Below are 18,796 nucleotides of genomic sequence, written 5' to 3'. Positions count from 1 at the left end.
CGACGTGGTGCGCGCCATGGCCAAGTGGCCGGACGTGCCGCAGTGCTTTGGCTGGCTGTCGCTGGACCTGCGCGGCGCATGGCGCATCCAGGGCGAGGTCATCCGCCATCCGCGCGCCCAGGCTTTTTTGTCACGCCACTACCGCGCCGACGACAGCGGCCGCTGGTACGTGCAGAACGGCCCGCAGCAGGTGTTCGTCGACCTCGACTACACACCCTGGATCTATCGCTGGCAGCCGGACCAGACCTTCCTCACCCATACCGGCATGGCGGCCCGCGATCTCGCGGCGGTCTACCAGGATGACGAAGGCAACCTGCTGCTGCGCACCTCGCTCGGCATCGGCCTGTTGGACGACCGCGACCTGGCGAGCTGCGAAAGCCTCATCGAGTGCGACGAAGACGACGTGCCGCGCGCCCTCTTGTGGCGCGAGCACGTGCTGCCCTTGGCGCGCCTGGCACGGGCCGAGGTCGCGGCCCGCTTCGGCTTCGTCGCGCAACCGCGTTGAGCGCCCTGCCCGCCATCACCGTGGTGTGTGCGCTGCCCAGCGAGGCACAGGCGCTGGTCGGCCATTGGCGCCTGGCCCTGCGGCGCGAACGGCCGTTTCGCGTGTATGGCGATGGGCCGGCGCGGGTCGTGGTGTCGGGCGTCGGCAGCCATGCCAGTGCCGCGGCGGTCGGCTACGCCGCCGGCCTCGCCGACGCCGGCGGCGATCACATGTGGCTCAATCTCGGCATCGCCGGGCACGTAAGTCATGCCGTCGGCACGCCGCTGCTGGCGGCGCGCATCACCCACCACGGCCGCGAAGGCGCGTGGTATCCGAGCCTGCTGTTCCTGCCGGTGATCGCCACCGACACCGGCGCCGAGGCCTTGCTCGCGCGTTGGCATTTCACCCACGCGCAAACCCTGCAGCTGCGTCAGCTCTTGCAGCGGCGCGCCTTGCTGACCGCGCAGGCCACGCCTGACCTGTCTTCACTGGTCTCTTGCCGCGACGCTTCCGCGCTGTTGGCGCGGTTGCGTGAGGAAGTCGACGCCCTGCCCTTGCCGGCGGCGCGCACGCGGTGATCGAAACCGTCTATGTCGAGCGCGAGGTGCTCGATCACCCGCGCACCGCGCGTATCCTGGAACGGGTCCGGCCGCGCCACGTGGTGGGCTGCGAACGCTACGGCGAAGTGTTCAATCGCCACAACCAGAACTTCCGCCTGCAAAAGGCGCACCCGGCCCTGATCCTGGCCGCCAAGCACGGCCGCCGCCTGCTGCCGGTGCCGCAAGGCTACGGCTTCAGCGCCGCGCCGGCGTTCTACTTCTCGCACATGCTGAACTGCCTGTACGACTGCCGATATTGCTTCCTGCAGGGCATGTTCCGCTCGGCCCACTACGTACTGTTCGTCAACTACGAGGACTTCATCGCCGACATCGAAGCGCGCTGCGCCGCGAGCGACGCCGCGTGCTGGCTGTTCTCGGGCTACGATTGCGACAGCCTCGCGCTCGAGCCGCTGAGCGGCTTCGCCGAGACCTTCATCGATGCCTGCGCGCGCATTCCCAACGCGTGGCTGGAACTGCGCACCAAGAGCACGCAGATCCGCGGCCTGTTGAAGCGGCCGCCGGTGGCGCGCTGTGTGTGTGCGTTTTCCTTGAACCCGACAACGGTTGTCGACGCCTTCGAAGCGCGCACGCCGAGCCTGGCCGCGCGCCTCGCCGCCATCGTGCGCCTGCAGGCGCATGGCTGGCCAATAGGCCTGCGCTTCGATCCGGTGTTGCCGGTGGCGGATTTCGAAGCCGTGCACCGCGCGTTCTTCGACACCGTGTTCGCCGCCGTCGACGGCCGGCGCCTGCACTCGGTGACGGTGGGCGCGCTGCGCCTGCCGCGCGACCAGGCGCGTGGCATCGCGCGCCTGCATCCCGACGAAAGCCTGTTCGCGCTGGCCGAGAGCGCGCGCGACGGGCTCGTCAGTTACGGCGCCGATGCCGACGCGCTGGTCGACTGGTGCGCCGCCGAACTCGCCCGCCACGTGCCCGCCGAGCGCATCCATCGCCAGGCGGCGTGAGCCTCGCCGTCGGCCCGGCATATCAAGATCGGGGCAGGTATGGGAAGATCGCGCCCTCCCATCCCTCATGCAAAGGCATTCCATGAAACGATTTCTCCTTGCCGCCGGCATCGCCGTCACCAGCACTTCGGTCTTCGCGGTCGGCACCTCGCTCGAAACTGACGCCGAGAAGTTCAGCTACGCCTTCGGCATCAATTTCACCCAGAGCATGATGCGCCAGGGCGCGCCGTTGGACGCCGATGCCGTGTACATGGCCATCAAGGACGCGTTGGCCGGCTCGGAACCGCGCCTGTCGGCCGAGGCCATGGACACGGCGCTGCGCAGCGCCGCGCAGAAGGCGGGCGAGAAGAAGAAGGCTCAAGCCGGCGAAAACCTCGCCAAGGGCAAGGCCTACATGGACAAGAACAAGGCCAAGAAGGGCGTCACCACCCTACCCGACGGCCTGCAATACGAAGTGCTGCGCGAAGGTACCGGCGCCCAGCCCACTGCCGACAGCACGGTCAAGGTGCATTACACCGGCAAGCTGGTCGACGGCCGCGAATTCGACAGCTCCAAGCGCGAAGGCAAGCCCGTCACCTTCCCGGTCAATGGCGTGATCGAAGGCTGGAGCAAGATCCTGCCGCTGATGAAGGTCGGCGCGCGCTGGCTGGTGACCATCCCGCCGGAGCTCGCCTACGGCGTGAACGGCTCGGGCGCGGTGATCGGCCCGAACGAAACGCTGGTGTTCGAAATCGAACTGCTGGACATCGTCAAGGAATAATCCCGATGCCCCCTCGTCCCGCCGCCGTGCCAAACCTTGCGTTCCCGCGCAGCGTGTGAGCGCGATGATTGAAGTCGAGCAGAAGGCCAACGAGGGGGCCTTCATGGTGTTCAGCGTGGTGGTGTCCGACAGCGCCGGACGCACCCACCACCGCGTGACCTTGAGCGAGGCCACCTACCAGCGCCTGACCGGCGGCAAGGTCACGCCCACCGCGTGCATCGATGCTGCCTTTCACTTCCTGCTCGAACGCCAGTCCAAGGGCGACATCCTGCCGAGCTTCGATCTCAACGTGCTGCAACTCTCGCACCCCAATTTCGACAAGGAACTGCCGAACTACCTCAAGCCCTAGTGCCGGGCGCGGACGGCGGCGCCGGCGCGGCGTCGGTAGACGGTCAGGGTGGTCAAGGCGTCGTGCATGTCCTGGCTCTGGAACTGGGGCCGGATGTCGTAGCCCCGCCAGTCGGCCAGTGGCGCGAAGCGCGCCACGATTTCGAGGTCATCACGCGCCGCCAGCGCCCGCGCCACGTGCCAGGCCTGGCCGGCGACGTTGACGTCGACCAGGTAGGTATCGGCCACCACGAACAACTCGGCGTCCGAGTCGAAGAAGCGCGCCGGCTCGCAGGCGCCGAGCACGCAGGCGCTCCAGCGATAACGCGCGATGGCCGGCGGATGGAAGAACACGTCGCCGTCGTAGGCCTGCAGCACACCGATGCGCGTCGCCTCCGGCGCATGCATGGCCAGCCACGCCAGCGCGCGATCGCGCGTATCGGGCGCGCGCAGCGCCTGGCCGTACACCACCAGCGTGAGCGCATTGACGCCGAGCGCGAAGGTTGCCAGCGCGAGGCCGAGCGCGCGCCAGCTCGCCCCGCCCGCCAGTGCCCGCGCCAGCAGTGCACCCGTCCAGATCGCGAGCAGCGGCAACAGCGGCACGAAGTACCGCACCACCACCCACTGCGAAGTCGTGAGCGAAACGAAATACGGCAGCGCGAACACCGCCAGCAGACCGTCGGCGCGCTCGCGTCTCAGCAACGCGTACAGCAACGCCAGCACGAGCGGCACGTAGCAGGCGATACCGATGGCCTCGGCCATCACGCGTCCGCCGTAGGCCAGTACGCCACCGTGCGCACCCGGCGTCGTAGCGCGCTGGTAGTTGAATTGCGTGGCGAGACCGTCGAGCAAGACCGCGCCGTGACGCAGGCTGTGCGGGCTCGCCAGCGCGTAGGCCACGAGCGCGATGCCACTGATGACAGCCAAGGACGCAAGCCATGCGTGTCGGCGTTGGCCGGGCACGCGCGCGGCCATCAGCAGCGCCGCCGCGTAGCCCAGCCACCACAACGCAGCAGGGAAGCGCGTGGCTACCGACACGCCGAGCAAGACGCCGGCCGCGGCCAGATGCCAGGGCTTCGAGCCCATGCCGCGCAAGAGGCGCGCCGCGCACCACAGGTTCAAGGCCAGCAGCAGGGTGAACAAGGCATCGGGGCGCGCCGCCTGGGCGGCGAGCACATGTCCGGGCGCGAGCGCCAGGATCAGCGCCGCCCACGCGCCCGCCCACGGCGTGAACAAGGTCGCGCCCGCCGCGTAGGTCACCGCGATGGCGAGCACCGCGAACAGCGCGCTGCCGGCGCGCGCCATCCCCATGCGATCGCGCAACGACACCTCGCGGCCATCGACCAGTGCGGCGCTCAAACGGCTGCCCGCTTCGAGGGTCGACAGGTAAAAAGTGCCGCCGTAGATGAATTGCTTGCTTATTGTCCTGCCGTGGTAAAGATCCGACGCCCATTCCAACAACGAGGCTTCATCGGGATGATAGGAGTAAGCGGCATGGACGCGGTCGGGCAGGCCCCACTCGATGCCGTTGATGCGCACGCCCGCGCCGATCAGGAGCGCCACCAGGAGCAGCGCGTAGTGGAGCTTCCGCATCATGCCTCGTGGGGTGGGACGAACGGCGTCGGTGCCGGCGCGCCGGACACCCGGGCACCTTCCCTGTCCGCCGCTGCACGGCACGATTCTGCCACAGCCCCGCGCGCGCTCGTAGCTGGCGGCCCATTGGCGCGATTCACGCATCGCGTTTGGCGGCGACGCGTCGTGCCATGAGCACACCTGTCGCAAAACTGTTGCTCACCGTCTATCGCCTCGCCGTCGATAGCGGCGTGCTGCGTCGAGCGTGGGCGCAGCGTCTGTTCCTGCGCGCCTACCGGCATTACAAGCGTGTCTTCGAGGCGCGCGACGCCGAGCAGCTCGCGCCGTGGGTGCCGACGGCGGGCGTCGTCATCGACGTCGGCGCCAACGTCGGCTTCTTCACCCTCAAGTTCGCGCGCTGGCTGGGCGCCGGCGGCCAGCTGCTGGCGCTGGAACCGGAACCGGCCAACCTCGCGCATCTGCGCGAGGCGCTGGCGGCGGCGCGGCCGGACTGCGAGGTCGACGTCATCGCCGCGGCGGCGGCGGACCACGTCGGCACCGCGCACCTCGCCTTGAATCCCTATCACCCGGGCGACCACAAGCTCGCCGACGCCGGCCTCGCCGTTCGCCTTACCACCCTCGACGCCGAAGTCGCGCGGCGTGCGCTGACGCGCGTCGATTTGATCAAGATAGACGTGCAGGGCGCCGAAGCGCTGGTGCTGGCCGGCGCGCGCCAAACGCTGGCGCGCTGGCGCCCGGCGCTGTACGTGGAAGTCGATGAGATGAACCTGCGTCGTTACGCGAGCAGCGCCGCTGACTTGCTCGACGAAGTGCAGGGTCACGGCTATCGCATGCACCGTCTCGACGGCGAAGGGCTGTCGGCGCCGCTCACCACGGCCGCTGCCTGTGCGTGGCTGGCCACGCGTGGCTACGCCGACCTGCTGTTCCTGCCGACCACCACCGCGAGTTCCTGACCGCCCCATGAGCAGCCCCATGACCACCACCAGCGCCGTTTCAGATCGCAAAGCGCGCATCAAGGCCTTGTCCGAGCGCCTTGCCGGCGAGCGTCAGCGCTGGCGCGCGCGCTCGGCCTATTTTCACGCCGAGGACACCCGCTACCTGCGCTTCCTGATCCCCGAGGGCGCGCGCGTGCTCGAGATCGGCTGCGCGACCGGCGCCACGCTCGCCGCCCTCGCGCCTGCTTACGGCGTCGGCGTCGACTTCAGCGCGGCGATGGTGCGCGAGGCACGCGCCAATCATCCGCAACTGCATTTCGTCGAGGCCGACGTCGAACAGGATGGCTGGCAGGACCAGCTGCAGGGCCCTTTCGATTTCATCGTCATCGCCGACACCATCGGCTCGCTGGACGACATCCAGCGCAGCTTCAGCCGGCTGCATCGCCTGTGCACGCCGCACACGCGGGTGGTGGTGGCCTACTACGCCTATTTCTGGGAGCCGCTGCTGCGCGTCGCCGAACTGTTGTCGCGCAAGATGCCCTCGGAGCCGCAGAACGTGCTGTCCACCGACGACATCTCGGCGCTGCTCAATCTCGCCGGCTTCCAGGTGCTGCGGCGCGACTGGCGGCAATTGCTGCCCAAGCATCTCGGCGGCATCGGGCCGCTGGTCAATCGCTACATCGGCACGCTGCCGGGCGTGCGACGCTTGTGCCTGCGCAACTACGTGGTGGCGCGTTCCTTGAACGCCGCGCGCGAGCGGCCACGCTCGGCGAGCGTGGTCATCCCGTGTCGCAATGAGCGCGGCAACATCGCGCCCGCCATCGAACGCATGCCGCGCTTCTGCGCCGATATCGAGATCATCTTCGTCGAAGGACACAGCAGCGATCACACCTACGAGGAAGCGTTGCGGGTGCGCGATCTCTACCACGGCCAATGGGACATCAAGGTGCTGCGCCAGGACGGCATCGGCAAGGCTGACGCGGTGTGGAAAGGCTTCGACGCCGCGCGCGGCGAGGTGCTGATGATCCTCGACGCCGATCTCACGGTGCCGCCCGAGGACCTCGGCAAGTTCTTCGATGCCATCGCCAGTGGCGAGGGCGAATACGTGCAGGGCTCGCGGCTGGTCTATCCCATCGAGGAAGACGCCATGCGTTTTCTCAACCTGCTCGCCAATTGGTGCTTCTCGGTGATGTTCAGCTGGCTGCTCAACCAGCGCATCACCGACACGCTGTGCGGCACCAAGGTGCTGCGCCGCGACGACTACGCGACGCTCAAGGCCAATCGCGGCTATTTCGGCGACTTTGATCCGTTCGGCGACTTCGACCTCATCTTCGGCGCCGCCAAGATGAATCTCAAAACCCTCGAGATCCCGATCCGCTACGCGGCGCGGCGCTATGGCGAGACCCAGATCTCGCGCTTTCGGCACGGCCTCATGCTGTTACGCATGGTCATGTTCGCCTATCGGCGCCTCAAGGCCTTGTAAGCGGCGCGGCCAGGGCACCCGCGCACAGGCCCGGCGCCGGTTTGCGTTTCAGCAGCCGATTGAACACCGCGCCGCCGCCGAGATTGGCGACGTCGAGACCGAGGCGCGCGGCGCGCCCCACCAGGTGGGCGCTGTCCAGGATCACCTCGGGCGAACCGAGCGCACCGCGCACCCTGACCCGCTCGACCACTTTCAGGCTTTGCAGCTTGAGCGCACCGCGCGTTTCCGGTTTGAACACCAGGTCGATGCTCTCGTCCCTGAGATCGATGGTGCCGCCACCGCGCACCCACAAGCGCTTGGTGCGCAGCTCCATGGATTTCCTGGCCCGCGCCACGCCATTGGCGAACGGCAGGTCCAGCGCCACGCATTCGAGATAGGCATCGGTTCCGGCGCGACGGAACACTTCGAAGGCGCTGATGAAGTGGTAGACGAGGTTGTCGCCCACCTCCTCGAAGCCATGACGGACGATGCCGTTACCGGTATTGCGCAACTGCACGCGGCCGCTGGCCGAGGCCGCGAACGCATGGGCGCTGGCGCCATCACCGCGCAGCTGCGCTTCGACGTCCACCGGCACGCCGCTCACGAAGGGACGCAGCGCCGCCAGTTCGCCGAGGATGACATGGCTGGCGCTGAGGTCGAGCGTGGCCGCGCCCTCGGCATCGCGCCTGGCGCCGATGCGTACTTGGCCGCCCGCCAGGCGCGCGCTCGCACCCTGCACTTCCAGGGCGCCGCCATGCAGCGTCGCGGGGAGTTCGACGTCCCTGAGCTCGTGACCCCGCCATTCGATGCTATCGGCGTTAATCACGATGCTGGCCTCGACCACCCGCAGCCACGCGGGCAGCAGCGGCCGCGGGCTCATCAGCAGCGTCGCATCATCGAGCGCCGCCGCCAGCGATGCCCACAGCAGGGACGCCGCCGCCAGCGTCCGTCGACCTGCACCGGCCGCGCTCAGTGCTCCCACAGACCGTCGACGCGCGTGTCGGCATGCAGCGCCACCAGCGGCGCCAGCTGGGCGCCGCGCCAGCCATCGCGCAGTCGCGGCGGAAGTTCGTCCGAGGTAAGCATTTCCAGCTCGCGACGTGTGACCAGGATTGAAGCAGCGATACCGAGCTGCTGGGCCAGCGATTGGGCGCAGGCCGACAGGCGTTTCAAATGCACGCGGCCGCTTGCCGTCAGACGTTTCGAGGCCATTGCCGGTGCGGCGCCGGGCGCGGCGTGCAACAGTTCGATGAGCGCCTCGGCGTGACGCCGCACATTGCCGTTGCTCGGCAACTGCGCGGCAAGCGCTTTCACGTTGGCCGGCACGTTGGCGGCGAGTTCCATGAGTTCGTCATCCTTCAACACCCAGCCGCGCGGCAGGTTGCGACCCTGCGCGGTGCTCTCGCGCCACGCCGCCAAGGCCACCGCGCGCGCCTGTGCGGCGGGCGCCAGGTTGGCCAGGCCCCGCAATCGCTGCCAGGCAAGTTCCGGCGCTTGCCGGTACTGTTCGGGTGCCAGCAACGCAGCGCAATCCTCCGCCAGCCACGCGCCGCGGCCGAGCGCGTCAAGGCGCGCTTCCAATAATTCAGTCAGCGGTGCGAGGTGCAACACGTCGGCGGCCGCGTAGTCGAGTTGCGCCGCGGTCAGCGGGCGCTGCCGCCAGTCGGTGCGCGTCTGCGACTTGTCGAGGCCGACCGCCAACAGCTGCTGCACCAGATCGGCGTAGCCGATGTTGTCGGCGAAGCCCGCCAGGCCGGCCGCCACCTGCGTGTCGAGCAGCGCCGCCGGCAGGCGGCCGTCGATGTGGAACAGCACTTCGAGGTCCTGCCGCGCCGCGTGCAGGAACTTGCGCGCGGCATCGCTGGCCAAGACATCCATGAGCGGCGCCAAGGACTCGACCGCGAACGGGTCGATACAGACCAGCACGTCCGGTGCCGCTATCTGCACCAGGCACAGTTCGGCGTAGAAGGTACGACTGCGCTCGAACTCGGTGTCGAGTCCCAGCCACGGCACGCCACGCAGTTGCGCGCACAGTGCCTCGAGCTCGGCCTGCGAGGCAATGAACCGGAACTCGCCGTGGCGGATCTCAGCCACGCGCGGGTCCACCTTGCGCATGCCGCGCATGGCGCGCCCGGGTCATCGCGAGAGGAACGGGCATGAGTGGGAACGGGGTCAAACTGTCGACGTCCAAGGCTGTGCAGAACAAGGTTTTATACTGGAAATTGCAACAAATACGCTAGACTAGGCCCGCGGTGTCGACCGCGTAACCCAATCGCCTCGCGAACCCTGCGGTAATTTATGAGACAAGCGACCACCCTACTTCTGTCCCTCTTGCTGGCGGCGCTCTTCAGTGCCGCAAGCTGGGCCAATGCTCCCGTGGTGGCGCTCGAGGATCTCAAGCCCGGTCCGGAGCACCGTCGCTCGACCCATCTCATCACGCATCTCATCAGCAACTATCACTATCGCAACGTGCCACTCGACGACGCGCTGTCGAAGAAGATCCTGGACCGCTACATCGACTCCCTGGACCCCGCGCGCAGCTACTTCACCCAGGCCGATATCGACGAGTTTCAACAGCACGCCACGCGTGTCGACGATTATCTGCGCAGTTCCAGCCTGAATCCACTGTTCGACATGTTCGTGCGTTTTCGCCAGCGCTTGGGCGAACGGGTCAATTACGCCATCAAGGCGGTCGACGGCAAGTTCGATTTCAAAGCCGATGAATCCTTCGAATTCGATCGCAAGAACGCAGCGTGGCCCAAGGACACCGCCGAGCTCGACGAGCTGTGGCGCAAGCGCGTGAAGAACGACATCCTGTCACTCAAACTGGCCGGCAAGGCGGCTGGCGACATCACCACCACGCTCAAGAAGCGCTACGACGGCCTCGTGCGTCGCACCGCACAGTTGAACAGTGAAGACGTGTTCCAGACCTTGATGATTGCCTACACCACGGCCATCGACCCGCACACCGCCTACTTCTCACCGCGCACCTCGGAGAATTTCAAGATCCGCATGAGCCTGTCGCTGGAAGGCATAGGCGCGGTGCTGCAGAGCGACAACGAACTGACGGTCGTGCGCGAGGTGGTGCCGGGCGGCCCAGCCGATCTGAGCGGCAAGCTGCACGCGGACGATCGTATCGTCGGCATCGGCCAAGACGACAAGGGACCGATAGTCGACGTCATCGACTGGCGTCTCGACGACGTGGTGGAACTCATTCGCGGTCCCAAGAATTCCGTGGTGCGGCTGCAGGTGCTGCCCAAGGGCACGGCCCTCGGCGGCCCGACCACCATTGTCGCCATCACGCGCAACACCATCCAGCTCGAGGAACAGGCCGCCAAGGGCACCGTCATCGACGTCAAGCGCGGCAGTGGCGTTGCCAAGATCGGCATCATCACCCTGCCGACCTTCTACATGGATTTCGAAGCGCGCAGCGCAGGCGACGAAAACTATCGCAGCACCACCCGCGATGTACGCAAGATCATCGACGAACTCACGGCCAAGCAGGTCGAAGGCCTGGTGATCGATCTGCGCGCCAACGGCGGTGGCTCCCTGACCGAAGCAACGGAGTTGACCGGTCTGTTCATCGGCCCGGGGCCGGTGGTGCAGGTGCGCGATTCGCAGGGCCGAGTGCAGGTCGAGCGCAGCACCGAGCCGCAGGTGTTCTACAAGGGGCCGCTGGCGGTGCTGGTCGATCGCAACAGCGCGTCGGCCTCGGAGATCTTCGCCGGCGCCATCCAGGACTATCACCGCGGCATGGTGGTCGGCGAGCCGACGTTCGGCAAAGGCACGGTGCAGAACCTGGTCGACCTGAACCGTTACGACCAGACCATGAACGGCAAGCTCGGCCAGCTCAAGGCCACCATCGCGCAATTCTTCCGCGTCAGCGGCAGCAGCACCCAGTACCAGGGCGTGATACCCGACGTGCCGTTCCCGACCGTGATGGGCGACGATGAACACGGCGAGCGCTCACTCGACAATGCCCTGCCGTGGGCGGCCATCGATCCGGCACGCTTCACGGCCGTCGCCTATTCCACCGACCGCGTCGCCACCGTGCGCAAGCAGTTGGACAAGCGCATTGCCAGCGACTCGGCGTTCCAGGCCCTGCTTGCCACCGAGCGCGCGGTGAGCGATGCGCAGGCGCAAAAATCGCTGTCGCTGCGTGAGGACAAACGCCGCGCCGAACACGACAAGGCGCGCGCCGATCAGCGTACCCGCGAAAACCAGATCCGCCAGGCGCGCGGCCTGCCGCCCCTGCCGGCCGACGCCGTCACGCCCGAGGGCGACGAGGAAGAGGACGAATTCCGCAAACCCGATGACAAGGACAAGGCGCTCGACGTGATCCTGACCGAAGCCGGCAACGTGTTGACCGACTGGATCTATGCCGACACCACCGACAAGCGCCTGGTCGACAACGATCGCAACGCCAAGCCCGCCGCCAAGACCAGCGTGGCCACACCCGCCGCTGCCAACCGCTAAGCGCGGCGCAAGACCGCGTCAAACCCCGAGCCGCGCGCGCAGCGCGGCCAGACCGTCGTAGGAAGCAATCAGGTCGGCCACCGAATAGCTGGCGTTGGCCGGACTCGGGTTGGGGCTGACATAGACGCGCGCGCCCTCCACTTCCGCGCGCTGTTCGCCCCACTCGGGATCGGGCCACGCGCGGTCCACGCGCGTCAGGAATTCGCGCGCCGCGACCTTGCCGTGAAACCACAACAGGGCCGGCTTGTAACGTCGGATCTTGTCACGCAGCAGCGGCGCGTCGCGATCGTAATCGGCGGCGCGCAAACCCTTCATACCCGGCGTGGCGCGCTTCACGACATCGGTGAAGCCCATGCCATGGCGGACGCCGAGTTCGGTGATGGCGGCGATGCCGGGCGTGAGCGCGGCATGCACCAGTCGCGAGCCGTTCAGCGCCGGCCAGAAGCGATTGCGCGCGAAAGCGAAGGGATAGCCCATACGCAGCGCATGCGGCGAAGGATTGATGCCGATGGAGAGCACCACGAGGTGCTCGGGGATGAAGTCGGGAAAGGTGCTGGCCATGGCGTGCTCGTTGAAAGCCCGGGTCGTGAGCGCATCTTACAAGCAGGCAAGGCCTGCGCTAGCATCGCCCCCATTGCGCACAGGAGCCGCAGCTCATGGCCACCGGCCTCATCGACGACGACCGCTTTCTCACCCACGACACCGGCGCCCATCACCCCGAAACCGCGGCGCGTATCGGCGCTGTCCGCACGGCGCTTGCCGAGCACGCCGGCTACGCCGACCTGCATCGTGTCGAAGCCATGCCGGCCGATCTCGCCATCATCGAGAACACGCACTCGCTGGCCTATGTGCGGCGCGCGGCGCGCGCCTGCGCGGCGGGCGCGCATTACCTCGACACGCCGGATGTCGCCATTTGCGAACATACCTACGAGGTGGCGCTGCTCGCCGCCGGCGCGCCCCTGGCGCTGGCCGATGCGCTGGTGGCCGGGCACATCGACAACGGCTTTGCGCTGCTGCGTCCGCCGGGCCACCACGCCGAACGCGAAGCCGCCATGGGCTTCTGCCTGTTCAACAACGTCGCGATCCTGGCGCGCTACCTTCAACGCCGGCATGGCCTGGACAAGGTGGCGATCGTCGACTGGGACGTGCACCACGGCAACGGCACCCAGCACAGCTTCGAGGAAGATCCGTCGGTGCTGTACGTCAGCACCCATCAATATCCCTACTACCCCGGTACGGGCGCCGCCTACGAAACCGGCAGTGGTCGTGGCCGCGGCGCGACGCTCAATTGCCCGATGCCGGCCGGCGCCACCGACAGCGCCTACGAGCGCGCCTTCTTCGAAGAGATCCTGCCCAAGCTCGATCACTTCAAGCCCGAATGCGTGATCATCTCCGCGGGCTTCGACGCCCACCGTGACGATCCGCTTGCCGATGTGCAATTGAGCACCCAGTGCTTTCGCTGGATGACCGAGCGCCTGATGGAAGTGGCCGCCCAACATGCCGGCGGCCGCTTGCTGTCGGTGCTGGAGGGCGGCTACAACCTCGAACGCCTCGGCGATTGCGTGAGCGCCCACGTCGAGCGCCTGATGATCGCGGTGTGAGCCGCGGCGTGCTTGCCGGCGGCGGCACCAGCCCTCAAGACGGTTTGTGCGCGGTGAAGCGCAGTCTCACGTAATCGAGGATCCAGCGCCCTTCGTCGTTGCGCAGACGCGGCGCCAGGCGCTCGGCCAGCGCGGCATAGAAGTCCTCGCGCTCGTCGGCCGGCAACGGCGCGGCAAACGACTGCGCGAACAGCCGCAGCCAATGCACCACGTCGCCGGCCTGCGGCGTCGGCCGCGGAAACAGGATCATCGAATCGACCACGAAGCCGCGGCTTTCCAGCAGTTCGCGATAGGCTTCCGGGGTCGGGAAATACCACGGACTCCAAGCCGTGGCATCGATGCCGCGCGTCGCCAACTGGGCGCTCACCGCCTCCAGCACGGTGGCGACGTTGCCGGCGCCGCCCATCTCGGCAACGAAACGCCCGCCCGGGCGCAGCGCCTGCCACACGCCGTCGATGACGGCGGCGGGACGTTTCATCCAATGCAAGGCGGCGTTGCTCAGCACGGCGTCGAATTCGTCCTTGAAGCCCAGCCGCTCACCGTCGACCACGTGCGCATCGAGCCCGCGCGCGCGTGCCGCGCCGACCTGCTCGGCGCTGCTGTCGACGGCCACCACCGTGCAACCATGGGGCAGCAGCTTGACGGTCAACGCGCCGTCGCCACAGCCGAGATCCAGTACGCGCTCGCCGGCACGCGGCGCGAGCAGGTCGACCATGTCGGCGGCCATGTCGACCACGAAACTCGCATGACGACTGTAATCGGTGGGATTCCAGGTTTGATTGCTCATCGAAGTGACCCTGCGCGAGGAGGACCGGATCTTGGTGCGGCGGCGCGGCCTTGTCCATCGCGCGTTACGCTGGACAGGGCGCACGCGGGTGTTTAGCGTGAAGCCATGCACAAGCCTCGCTCCCGCGGCACGCGCCGCCGCCACCCATAGCCATGAGCATGTCGCGCCGACGTTTCCTGTTGAGCGGCATCGCGCTCGGCGGTGGCCTGGTGCTTGGATACGGAGTAATGAAGCCCCGCGATCTGCTCGGCGCACGTTCCGTGCTCGACGCCGTGACGGGCGAAACCGCGCTCAATGCCTGGCTGCGCATCGCGACCGACGGGCGCGTGACGGTGGCCGTGCCGCGCGCCGAAATGGGCCAGGGCGTGTATACCTCGCTGCCGATGCTGGTCGCCGAGGAACTCGATGTGCCGTGGGCCATGGTGGCCGTCGAGCAGGCGCCGATAGCCAAGGTGTACGCCAACATCGCGGCGCTGGTATCGAGCCTGCCGCTGGCCGATCACGATCACGGCGCCGTGGCGCGCGGCGGACGCTTCGTGCTCGAACGCGGCGCGCGCGTACTGGGTTTGCAGGTCACCGGCGGCAGCAGCAGCGTGCGCGACGCATGGCTGCCCATGCGCACCGCCGGCGCGGCGGCGCGCGCCATGTTGCTCGCCGCTGCCGCCGCACGACTGCAAGTGCCCGGCACGGAACTCGATACGCGCGACGGCACGGTGATCCACGCCGCGAGTGGCCGCAGCCTGGGCTACGGCGCACTCGCCGCCGATGCCGCGCGGCTCGACGCGCCGCGTGACGTCGGCCTCAAGCCGCGCACTGCCTATCGCCTGATCGGCCAGTCACCACCGCGCCTCGACCTGCCGGACAAGGTCACGGGCGCCGCGCGCTTCGGCATCGACGTGGTCGTGGACGACATGCTGCACGCGGCGATTCGCATCGCGCCGGTGTTCGGCGGCCGCGTCGCCAAGGTCGACCGCGCAGCCTTGCTGGCGGCGCCGGGCGTCACCGGCGTGGTGGTCAGCGATGACGCCGTGGCGGTGGTCGCGCAGAGCTGGTGGCTCGCGGAGCGGGCCCTCGACACCACGCCCCCGCAATTCGATGACGGCGAGCATGGCGCGCAATCGACCGCCACCGTCATGGCCGAGTATGCGCAGGCGCTCGATGACGGCGACGGCGCGGTCTACGAAGAGCGCGGCGACGCGCTGGCCGAAGTCATGGGCGCAGGCATGGTGAGCGCCGAATACCAGGTGCCGCCGCTGGCCCACGCCTGCATGGAACCGATGAACTGCACGGTGCGCGTGCGCGACGATGGCGCCGAGATCTGGTGCGGAAACCAGGCGCCCGACCTGTTGCGCCTGCTGGCGGCCGACGCGCTCGACATCGCCCACGACAAGGTCACACTGCATACGCCGCTGCTGGGCGGCGGCTTTGGCCGTCGCGTCGAAGCAGACGTGATGTTGCGCGCTATCGCCATCGCGCGCACGCAGCCCGGCAAGGCCGTCAAGCTCATCTACTCCCGCGAGCAGGACATCCAGCACGACACCTACCGCCCGCCGGTGTTGTCGCGCTTCAGCGCACGCCTGGACGATGGCGGCAAGCTGCATGCGTGGCTGAACCGCATCGCCTCGCCGTCCGTCAACCACGCGGTGATCGGCCGCACTTTTCCGCGCTTGCCGTTGGCCGGCCCCGATCGCACCAATGTCGAAGGCGCGGCGTGGCTGGCCTACGCGGTGCCGCATCGGCGCGTCGAACATGCACGGCACGCGCTGGCGCTGCCGGTCGGCTTCTGGCGCAGCGTCGGTCATTCGCAGCACGCGTTCTTCACCGAGTGTTTCATGGATGAAATGGCCGCCGCAGCCGGCAGCGATCCGTTGGCGTTCCGCCTTGCTCACCTCGCCGCCGACAGCCGCGAATACCGGGTCCTCAAAGCGTTGGAAACGCCGTGGTCCGCGCCGTTGCCGGCGGGCCGGGCACGCGGCCTCGCGCTGCACGAGAGCTTTGGCGCGGTCGTGGCGCAGATTGCGGAGGTGGCGATTGAAGCGCAAGAAATACGCGTGCATCGCGTGTGGTGCGTGGTCGAGTGCGGCACCGTGATCCATCGCGATACCGTCGTCGCGCAGATGCAAGGCGGCATCGTGTTCGGTTTGACGGCGGCGCTGCATGGCGACGCCGCCTACGAAGAGGGCCGCATCCAGCGCCGCAATTTTTCCGACTACCGCGTGCTTGACCTGGCACGGACGCCGACCATCGAGGTGCAGGTGCTGGACAGTGCGGACGCGCCGGGTGGCATCGGCGAGCCCGGCGTGCCACCCATCGCGCCGGCGGTCGCCAACGCGCTCGCACGCCTCACCGGCAGGCGCCAGCGCCGTCTGCCGCTGGCGGTGTGAGGTCTCAGCCGTCCGAACAGCGCACGCCGGTGCCGCCCAGGCCGCAATAGCCGTCCGGATTCTTGGCCAGGTATTGCTGGTGATATTCCTCGGCGTAGTAGAAGGCCGGCGCGTCGAGGATCTCGGTGGTGATGGCGCCATAGCCCGCCGCCGCCAGCGCGCGCTGAAAGCGCTCCTGCGAGGCCTGCGCATGTTGGCGCTGGGCATCGCTGGTGCAGTAGATGCCGGAGCGGTACTGCGTGCCGAGATCATTGCCCTGGCGCATGCCCTGGGTCGGATCGTGCGCCTCCCAGAACGCCTTCAAGAGGCTGCCGTATTCGAGCTTCGCGCTATCGAACACCACCATCACCACTTCGTTGTGGCCGGTCATGCCGCTGCACACCTCGTGGTAGGTGGGATTGGGCGTCAGTCCGCCGGCATAGCCGACCGCGGTGGTATACACCCCCGGGATCTGCCAGAAGCGTTTCTCCGCGCCCCAGAAACAACCGAGTCCGAAATAGGCGACTTCACTGCCGGCCGGAAAAGGCGCGACCAGCGATGTGCCGAGCACGAAATGTCGTGCCGGCACCGGCATCGAGACTGGACGGCCGGGCAGCGCTTCATGCGGCGCCGGCATGCTCATGGCTTTACGTCTTCCCAACATGATCATGACTCCCGTGTTTGCTTGTGACAGGTACCGCGAGTTGGAGGCCGCGGCCTAGGACCTCACCTTTCGGTGACCGTCCGCGCAGGCGCCTGGTTCAATGCCGCGTCGAGATAGAGCCGCAAGGACGCGGCAATCTCGCGCGGCGCGGCGCCGTCGATGTTCAAATCCCGCAGCTTGAGATCGGGGTCCACCACGATCACCGCCGGCGTGCCCTCGACGCCATAGTCTTCAGCCACCAGGTCGGCGGCCAGGAACAACGGCAAATGGTAGCCATGTCGCTTGAAATAGGCGACCGCATCGCCGTCCTCCCAGATGTTCATCGCGTAGAAGTGCACACCGCGTGGCGCGAACTCCTGGTGTAACGCCGCCATGGCGGGCAGCGCAGCCCCGCAATGGGGACACCAGCTCGCCCAGAAGAACAACACCGACGGCGCGCCGCGCGCGTCATCGTGAAAGTGCACGCTGCGCCCCGTGCTCGTCTCCAGCGTCCAGTCGGGCGCGGTGTCGTCGGCCGCCGATAGCGTCGGCGCCGCGCACGCAAGCAGCACCAGGCACGCAAGCCGGCGTAGGCATGTTGGCGACAGCAGGCGCATGACAGAGGACGGCCATCCTGATCGGTTGACGATTTGCGGCGCGGTGCCCGGGCGCCTTGCCCGCCGCTCGAGCCGAAGTCTACCATTGCCCCTGCGTCACGGCCGCCGTGACGCGAACAGCCTGACCATCGCGTCTTCTACGTCCGCCACAGGAAATTCCTTCACGATGTCCGTCACCCTCAACGTGCTTGGTACGCCGCTGGAAAGCTGCTCGCTCGATCCCCTGACCGGCTTCTTTCGCGACGGTTGCTGCAACACCTGCGCCGAGGACGTCGGTCAACACACCATCTGCGTGGAAATGAGCGAGGAATTCCTGCTGTTCTCGCGCCAGCGCGGCAACGATCTTTTGACACCGCGCCTCGAAATGGGCTTCCCCGGCCTGCTGCCCGGTGACCGTTGGTGCGTATGCCTGCCGCGCTGGATAGAGGCTTTCCAGGAAGGCATCGTCGCGCGCGTGCACCTGCGCGCCACTCACCAGGCGGTCGCCGACACCGTGCCGCTGAATATTCTGGAACAGGTCGCCTTCCACGATGGCTGACAGCCCACGGGCCGCGGACGGCGCGTCGCGCGAGCATGCCGGCGCCTGCCATTGCGGCGCCGTACGCTTCACGGTGATGACGCCGCCGGAGATCATTGTCGAAGACTGCAACTGTTCGATATGCCGCAAGGCGGGTTACCTGCACCTGCTGGTGCCTGCCGCGCGCTTCACGCTGCTCACCGCTCACGACGCGCTCACCACCTACTGCTTCAACTCCGGCGTCGCGCGCCACACGTTCTGCCGACACTGCGGGGTCAAGGCCTTCTACGTGCCGCGCTCCAATCCCGATGGCTACAGCGTCAACCTGCGTTGCCTCGACCCGCGCGGACTCGAGAGCGTCACGGTCGCCGCCTTCGACGGCCAGCATTGGGAACAGCATGCCGCGCGCCTCGCGGCGCGCACTCGCCCCTAGCGTGTTCGCGCACCAGCGCTGTGCCTGGCGGTCAGCGACAGTGCGCGGCGCCGCACGGCTGGTCGCCTAACCAGCTGATAATAAGCGTTCGGCAGCTTGGCACACATGCTGCTAAGACTGTTGCAGGCCGCGGCTTTACCCAAGAGTCTCGTGCCACTCCTCTCTAAGTGCGACATTTTGGGGGGCGCAGCGATGCGCCCCCCACTGTTTCAGCATCGTGCCGCGGCCGTGACATAA

At 67.6% G+C, this 18,796-nt stretch carries 19 protein-coding genes; 12 read left to right on the top strand and 7 right to left on the bottom strand.

Annotated features, from left to right (window positions below; all coding sequences use genetic code 11):
- Positions 1-16 precede the first annotated feature (16 nt).
- The 5 genes from IPM80_01925 (at position 17) to IPM80_01905 (ending at position 3,154) form a co-directional block, all read left to right on the top strand.
- Positions 17-505, top strand: coding sequence for a DUF2946 family protein (locus IPM80_01925; protein ID MBK8957204.1), 489 nt, complete (start codon positions 17-19; stop codon positions 503-505).
- Positions 502-1,062 carry a hypothetical protein gene (locus IPM80_01920; GenBank protein MBK8957203.1) on the top strand — a complete coding sequence of 187 codons (561 nt, stop codon included), beginning with the start codon at positions 502-504 and terminating at the stop codon, positions 1,060-1,062. The genes IPM80_01925 and IPM80_01920 overlap by 4 nt, the downstream gene beginning before the upstream one ends.
- Complete coding sequence (locus tag IPM80_01915; GenBank protein ID MBK8957202.1) at positions 1,059-2,045, top strand: DNA photolyase; 987 nt, start codon at positions 1,059-1,061, stop codon at positions 2,043-2,045. Before IPM80_01920 ends, IPM80_01915 begins: the two co-directional genes overlap by 4 nt.
- A gap of 82 nt (positions 2,046-2,127) precedes the next feature.
- Positions 2,128-2,805 (top strand): FKBP-type peptidyl-prolyl cis-trans isomerase, encoded by a 678-nt coding sequence (locus IPM80_01910; protein MBK8957201.1) that lies wholly within the window; start codon positions 2,128-2,130, stop codon positions 2,803-2,805.
- Between the two features lie 64 nt (positions 2,806-2,869).
- On the top strand, positions 2,870-3,154 hold the full coding sequence (locus tag IPM80_01905) for a hypothetical protein (protein MBK8957200.1): 285 nt from the start codon (positions 2,870-2,872) through the stop codon (positions 3,152-3,154).
- Here the strand turns inward: IPM80_01905 and IPM80_01900 are convergent.
- Entirely contained in the window at positions 3,151-4,728 is a 1,578-nt protein-coding gene (locus IPM80_01900; GenBank protein MBK8957199.1) for a glycosyltransferase family 39 protein, read from the bottom strand. The genes IPM80_01905 and IPM80_01900 overlap by 4 nt on opposite strands.
- A gap of 167 nt (positions 4,729-4,895) precedes the next feature.
- Between IPM80_01900 and IPM80_01895 the strand changes: the two genes are divergently transcribed.
- Together IPM80_01895 and IPM80_01890 are read left to right on the top strand one after the other, a co-directional pair.
- The gene (locus IPM80_01895) at positions 4,896-5,678 is read left to right on the top strand and encodes an FkbM family methyltransferase (GenBank protein MBK8957198.1); all 783 of its coding nucleotides are present in this window, start codon (positions 4,896-4,898) and stop codon (positions 5,676-5,678) included.
- Positions 5,679-5,685: 7 nt separating this feature from the next.
- Complete coding sequence (locus tag IPM80_01890; protein MBK8957197.1) at positions 5,686-7,143, top strand: glycosyltransferase; 1,458 nt, start codon at positions 5,686-5,688, stop codon at positions 7,141-7,143.
- On the opposite strand, the gene IPM80_01885 is transcribed toward IPM80_01890, so the two are convergent.
- A complete protein-coding gene (locus IPM80_01885) occupies positions 7,130-8,104 on the bottom strand; it encodes a hypothetical protein (protein ID MBK8957196.1) in 975 nt (324 codons plus the stop codon). The two genes, IPM80_01890 and IPM80_01885, sit on opposite strands and share 14 nt — an antisense overlap.
- Entirely contained in the window at positions 8,092-9,216 is a 1,125-nt protein-coding gene (gene rnd, locus IPM80_01880; GenBank protein ID MBK8957195.1) for a ribonuclease D, read from the bottom strand. Before rnd ends, IPM80_01885 begins: the two co-directional genes overlap by 13 nt.
- A 204-nt stretch (positions 9,217-9,420) precedes the next feature.
- Here rnd and IPM80_01875 point away from each other — a divergent pair, with 204 nt between their 5' ends.
- Positions 9,421-11,598, top strand: coding sequence for a carboxy terminal-processing peptidase (locus IPM80_01875; protein MBK8957194.1), 2,178 nt, complete (start codon positions 9,421-9,423; stop codon positions 11,596-11,598).
- Between the two features lie 18 nt (positions 11,599-11,616).
- Here IPM80_01875 and IPM80_01870 read toward each other — a convergent pair whose 3' ends face one another.
- On the bottom strand, positions 11,617-12,159 hold the full coding sequence (locus IPM80_01870) for a mismatch-specific DNA-glycosylase (GenBank protein MBK8957193.1): 543 nt from the start codon (positions 12,157-12,159) through the stop codon (positions 11,617-11,619).
- 95 nt (positions 12,160-12,254) lie between these two features.
- Here IPM80_01870 and IPM80_01865 point away from each other — a divergent pair, with 95 nt between their 5' ends.
- On the top strand, positions 12,255-13,199 hold the full coding sequence (locus IPM80_01865) for a histone deacetylase (GenBank protein MBK8957192.1): 945 nt from the start codon (positions 12,255-12,257) through the stop codon (positions 13,197-13,199).
- 34 nt (positions 13,200-13,233) lie between these two features.
- Here IPM80_01865 and IPM80_01860 read toward each other — a convergent pair whose 3' ends face one another.
- Positions 13,234-13,986 (bottom strand): methyltransferase domain-containing protein, encoded by a 753-nt coding sequence (locus tag IPM80_01860; protein MBK8957191.1) that lies wholly within the window; start codon positions 13,984-13,986, stop codon positions 13,234-13,236.
- Positions 13,987-14,138: 152 nt separating this feature from the next.
- Between IPM80_01860 and IPM80_01855 the strand changes: the two genes are divergently transcribed.
- The gene (locus IPM80_01855; protein MBK8957190.1) at positions 14,139-16,370 is read left to right on the top strand and encodes a xanthine dehydrogenase family protein molybdopterin-binding subunit; all 2,232 of its coding nucleotides are present in this window, start codon (positions 14,139-14,141) and stop codon (positions 16,368-16,370) included.
- A gap of 4 nt (positions 16,371-16,374) precedes the next feature.
- Here IPM80_01855 and msrA read toward each other — a convergent pair whose 3' ends face one another.
- Positions 16,375-17,019, bottom strand: a complete 645-nt coding sequence (gene msrA / locus IPM80_01850; GenBank protein MBK8957189.1) for a peptide-methionine (S)-S-oxide reductase MsrA — start codon at positions 17,017-17,019, stop codon at positions 16,375-16,377.
- Positions 17,020-17,075: 56 nt separating this feature from the next.
- Positions 17,076-17,564: a TlpA family protein disulfide reductase gene (locus IPM80_01845; GenBank protein MBK8957188.1), complete on the bottom strand. Its 489-nt coding sequence runs from the start codon at positions 17,562-17,564 to the stop codon at positions 17,076-17,078.
- A gap of 211 nt (positions 17,565-17,775) precedes the next feature.
- On the opposite strand from IPM80_01845, the gene IPM80_01840 reads away from it, so the two are divergent.
- Positions 17,776-18,147, top strand: a complete 372-nt coding sequence (locus IPM80_01840; GenBank protein ID MBK8957187.1) for a DUF2237 domain-containing protein — start codon at positions 17,776-17,778, stop codon at positions 18,145-18,147.
- Entirely contained in the window at positions 18,140-18,559 is a 420-nt protein-coding gene (locus IPM80_01835) for a GFA family protein (GenBank protein ID MBK8957186.1), read from the top strand. Before IPM80_01840 ends, IPM80_01835 begins: the two co-directional genes overlap by 8 nt.
- The last annotated feature ends 237 nt before the right edge of the window (positions 18,560-18,796 follow it).

The sequence above is a fragment of the Pseudomonadota bacterium genome, from assembly GCA_016719885.1.
Taxonomy (GTDB): Bacteria; Pseudomonadota; Gammaproteobacteria.
This window is presented reverse-complemented; position numbering and strand designations above follow the sequence as displayed.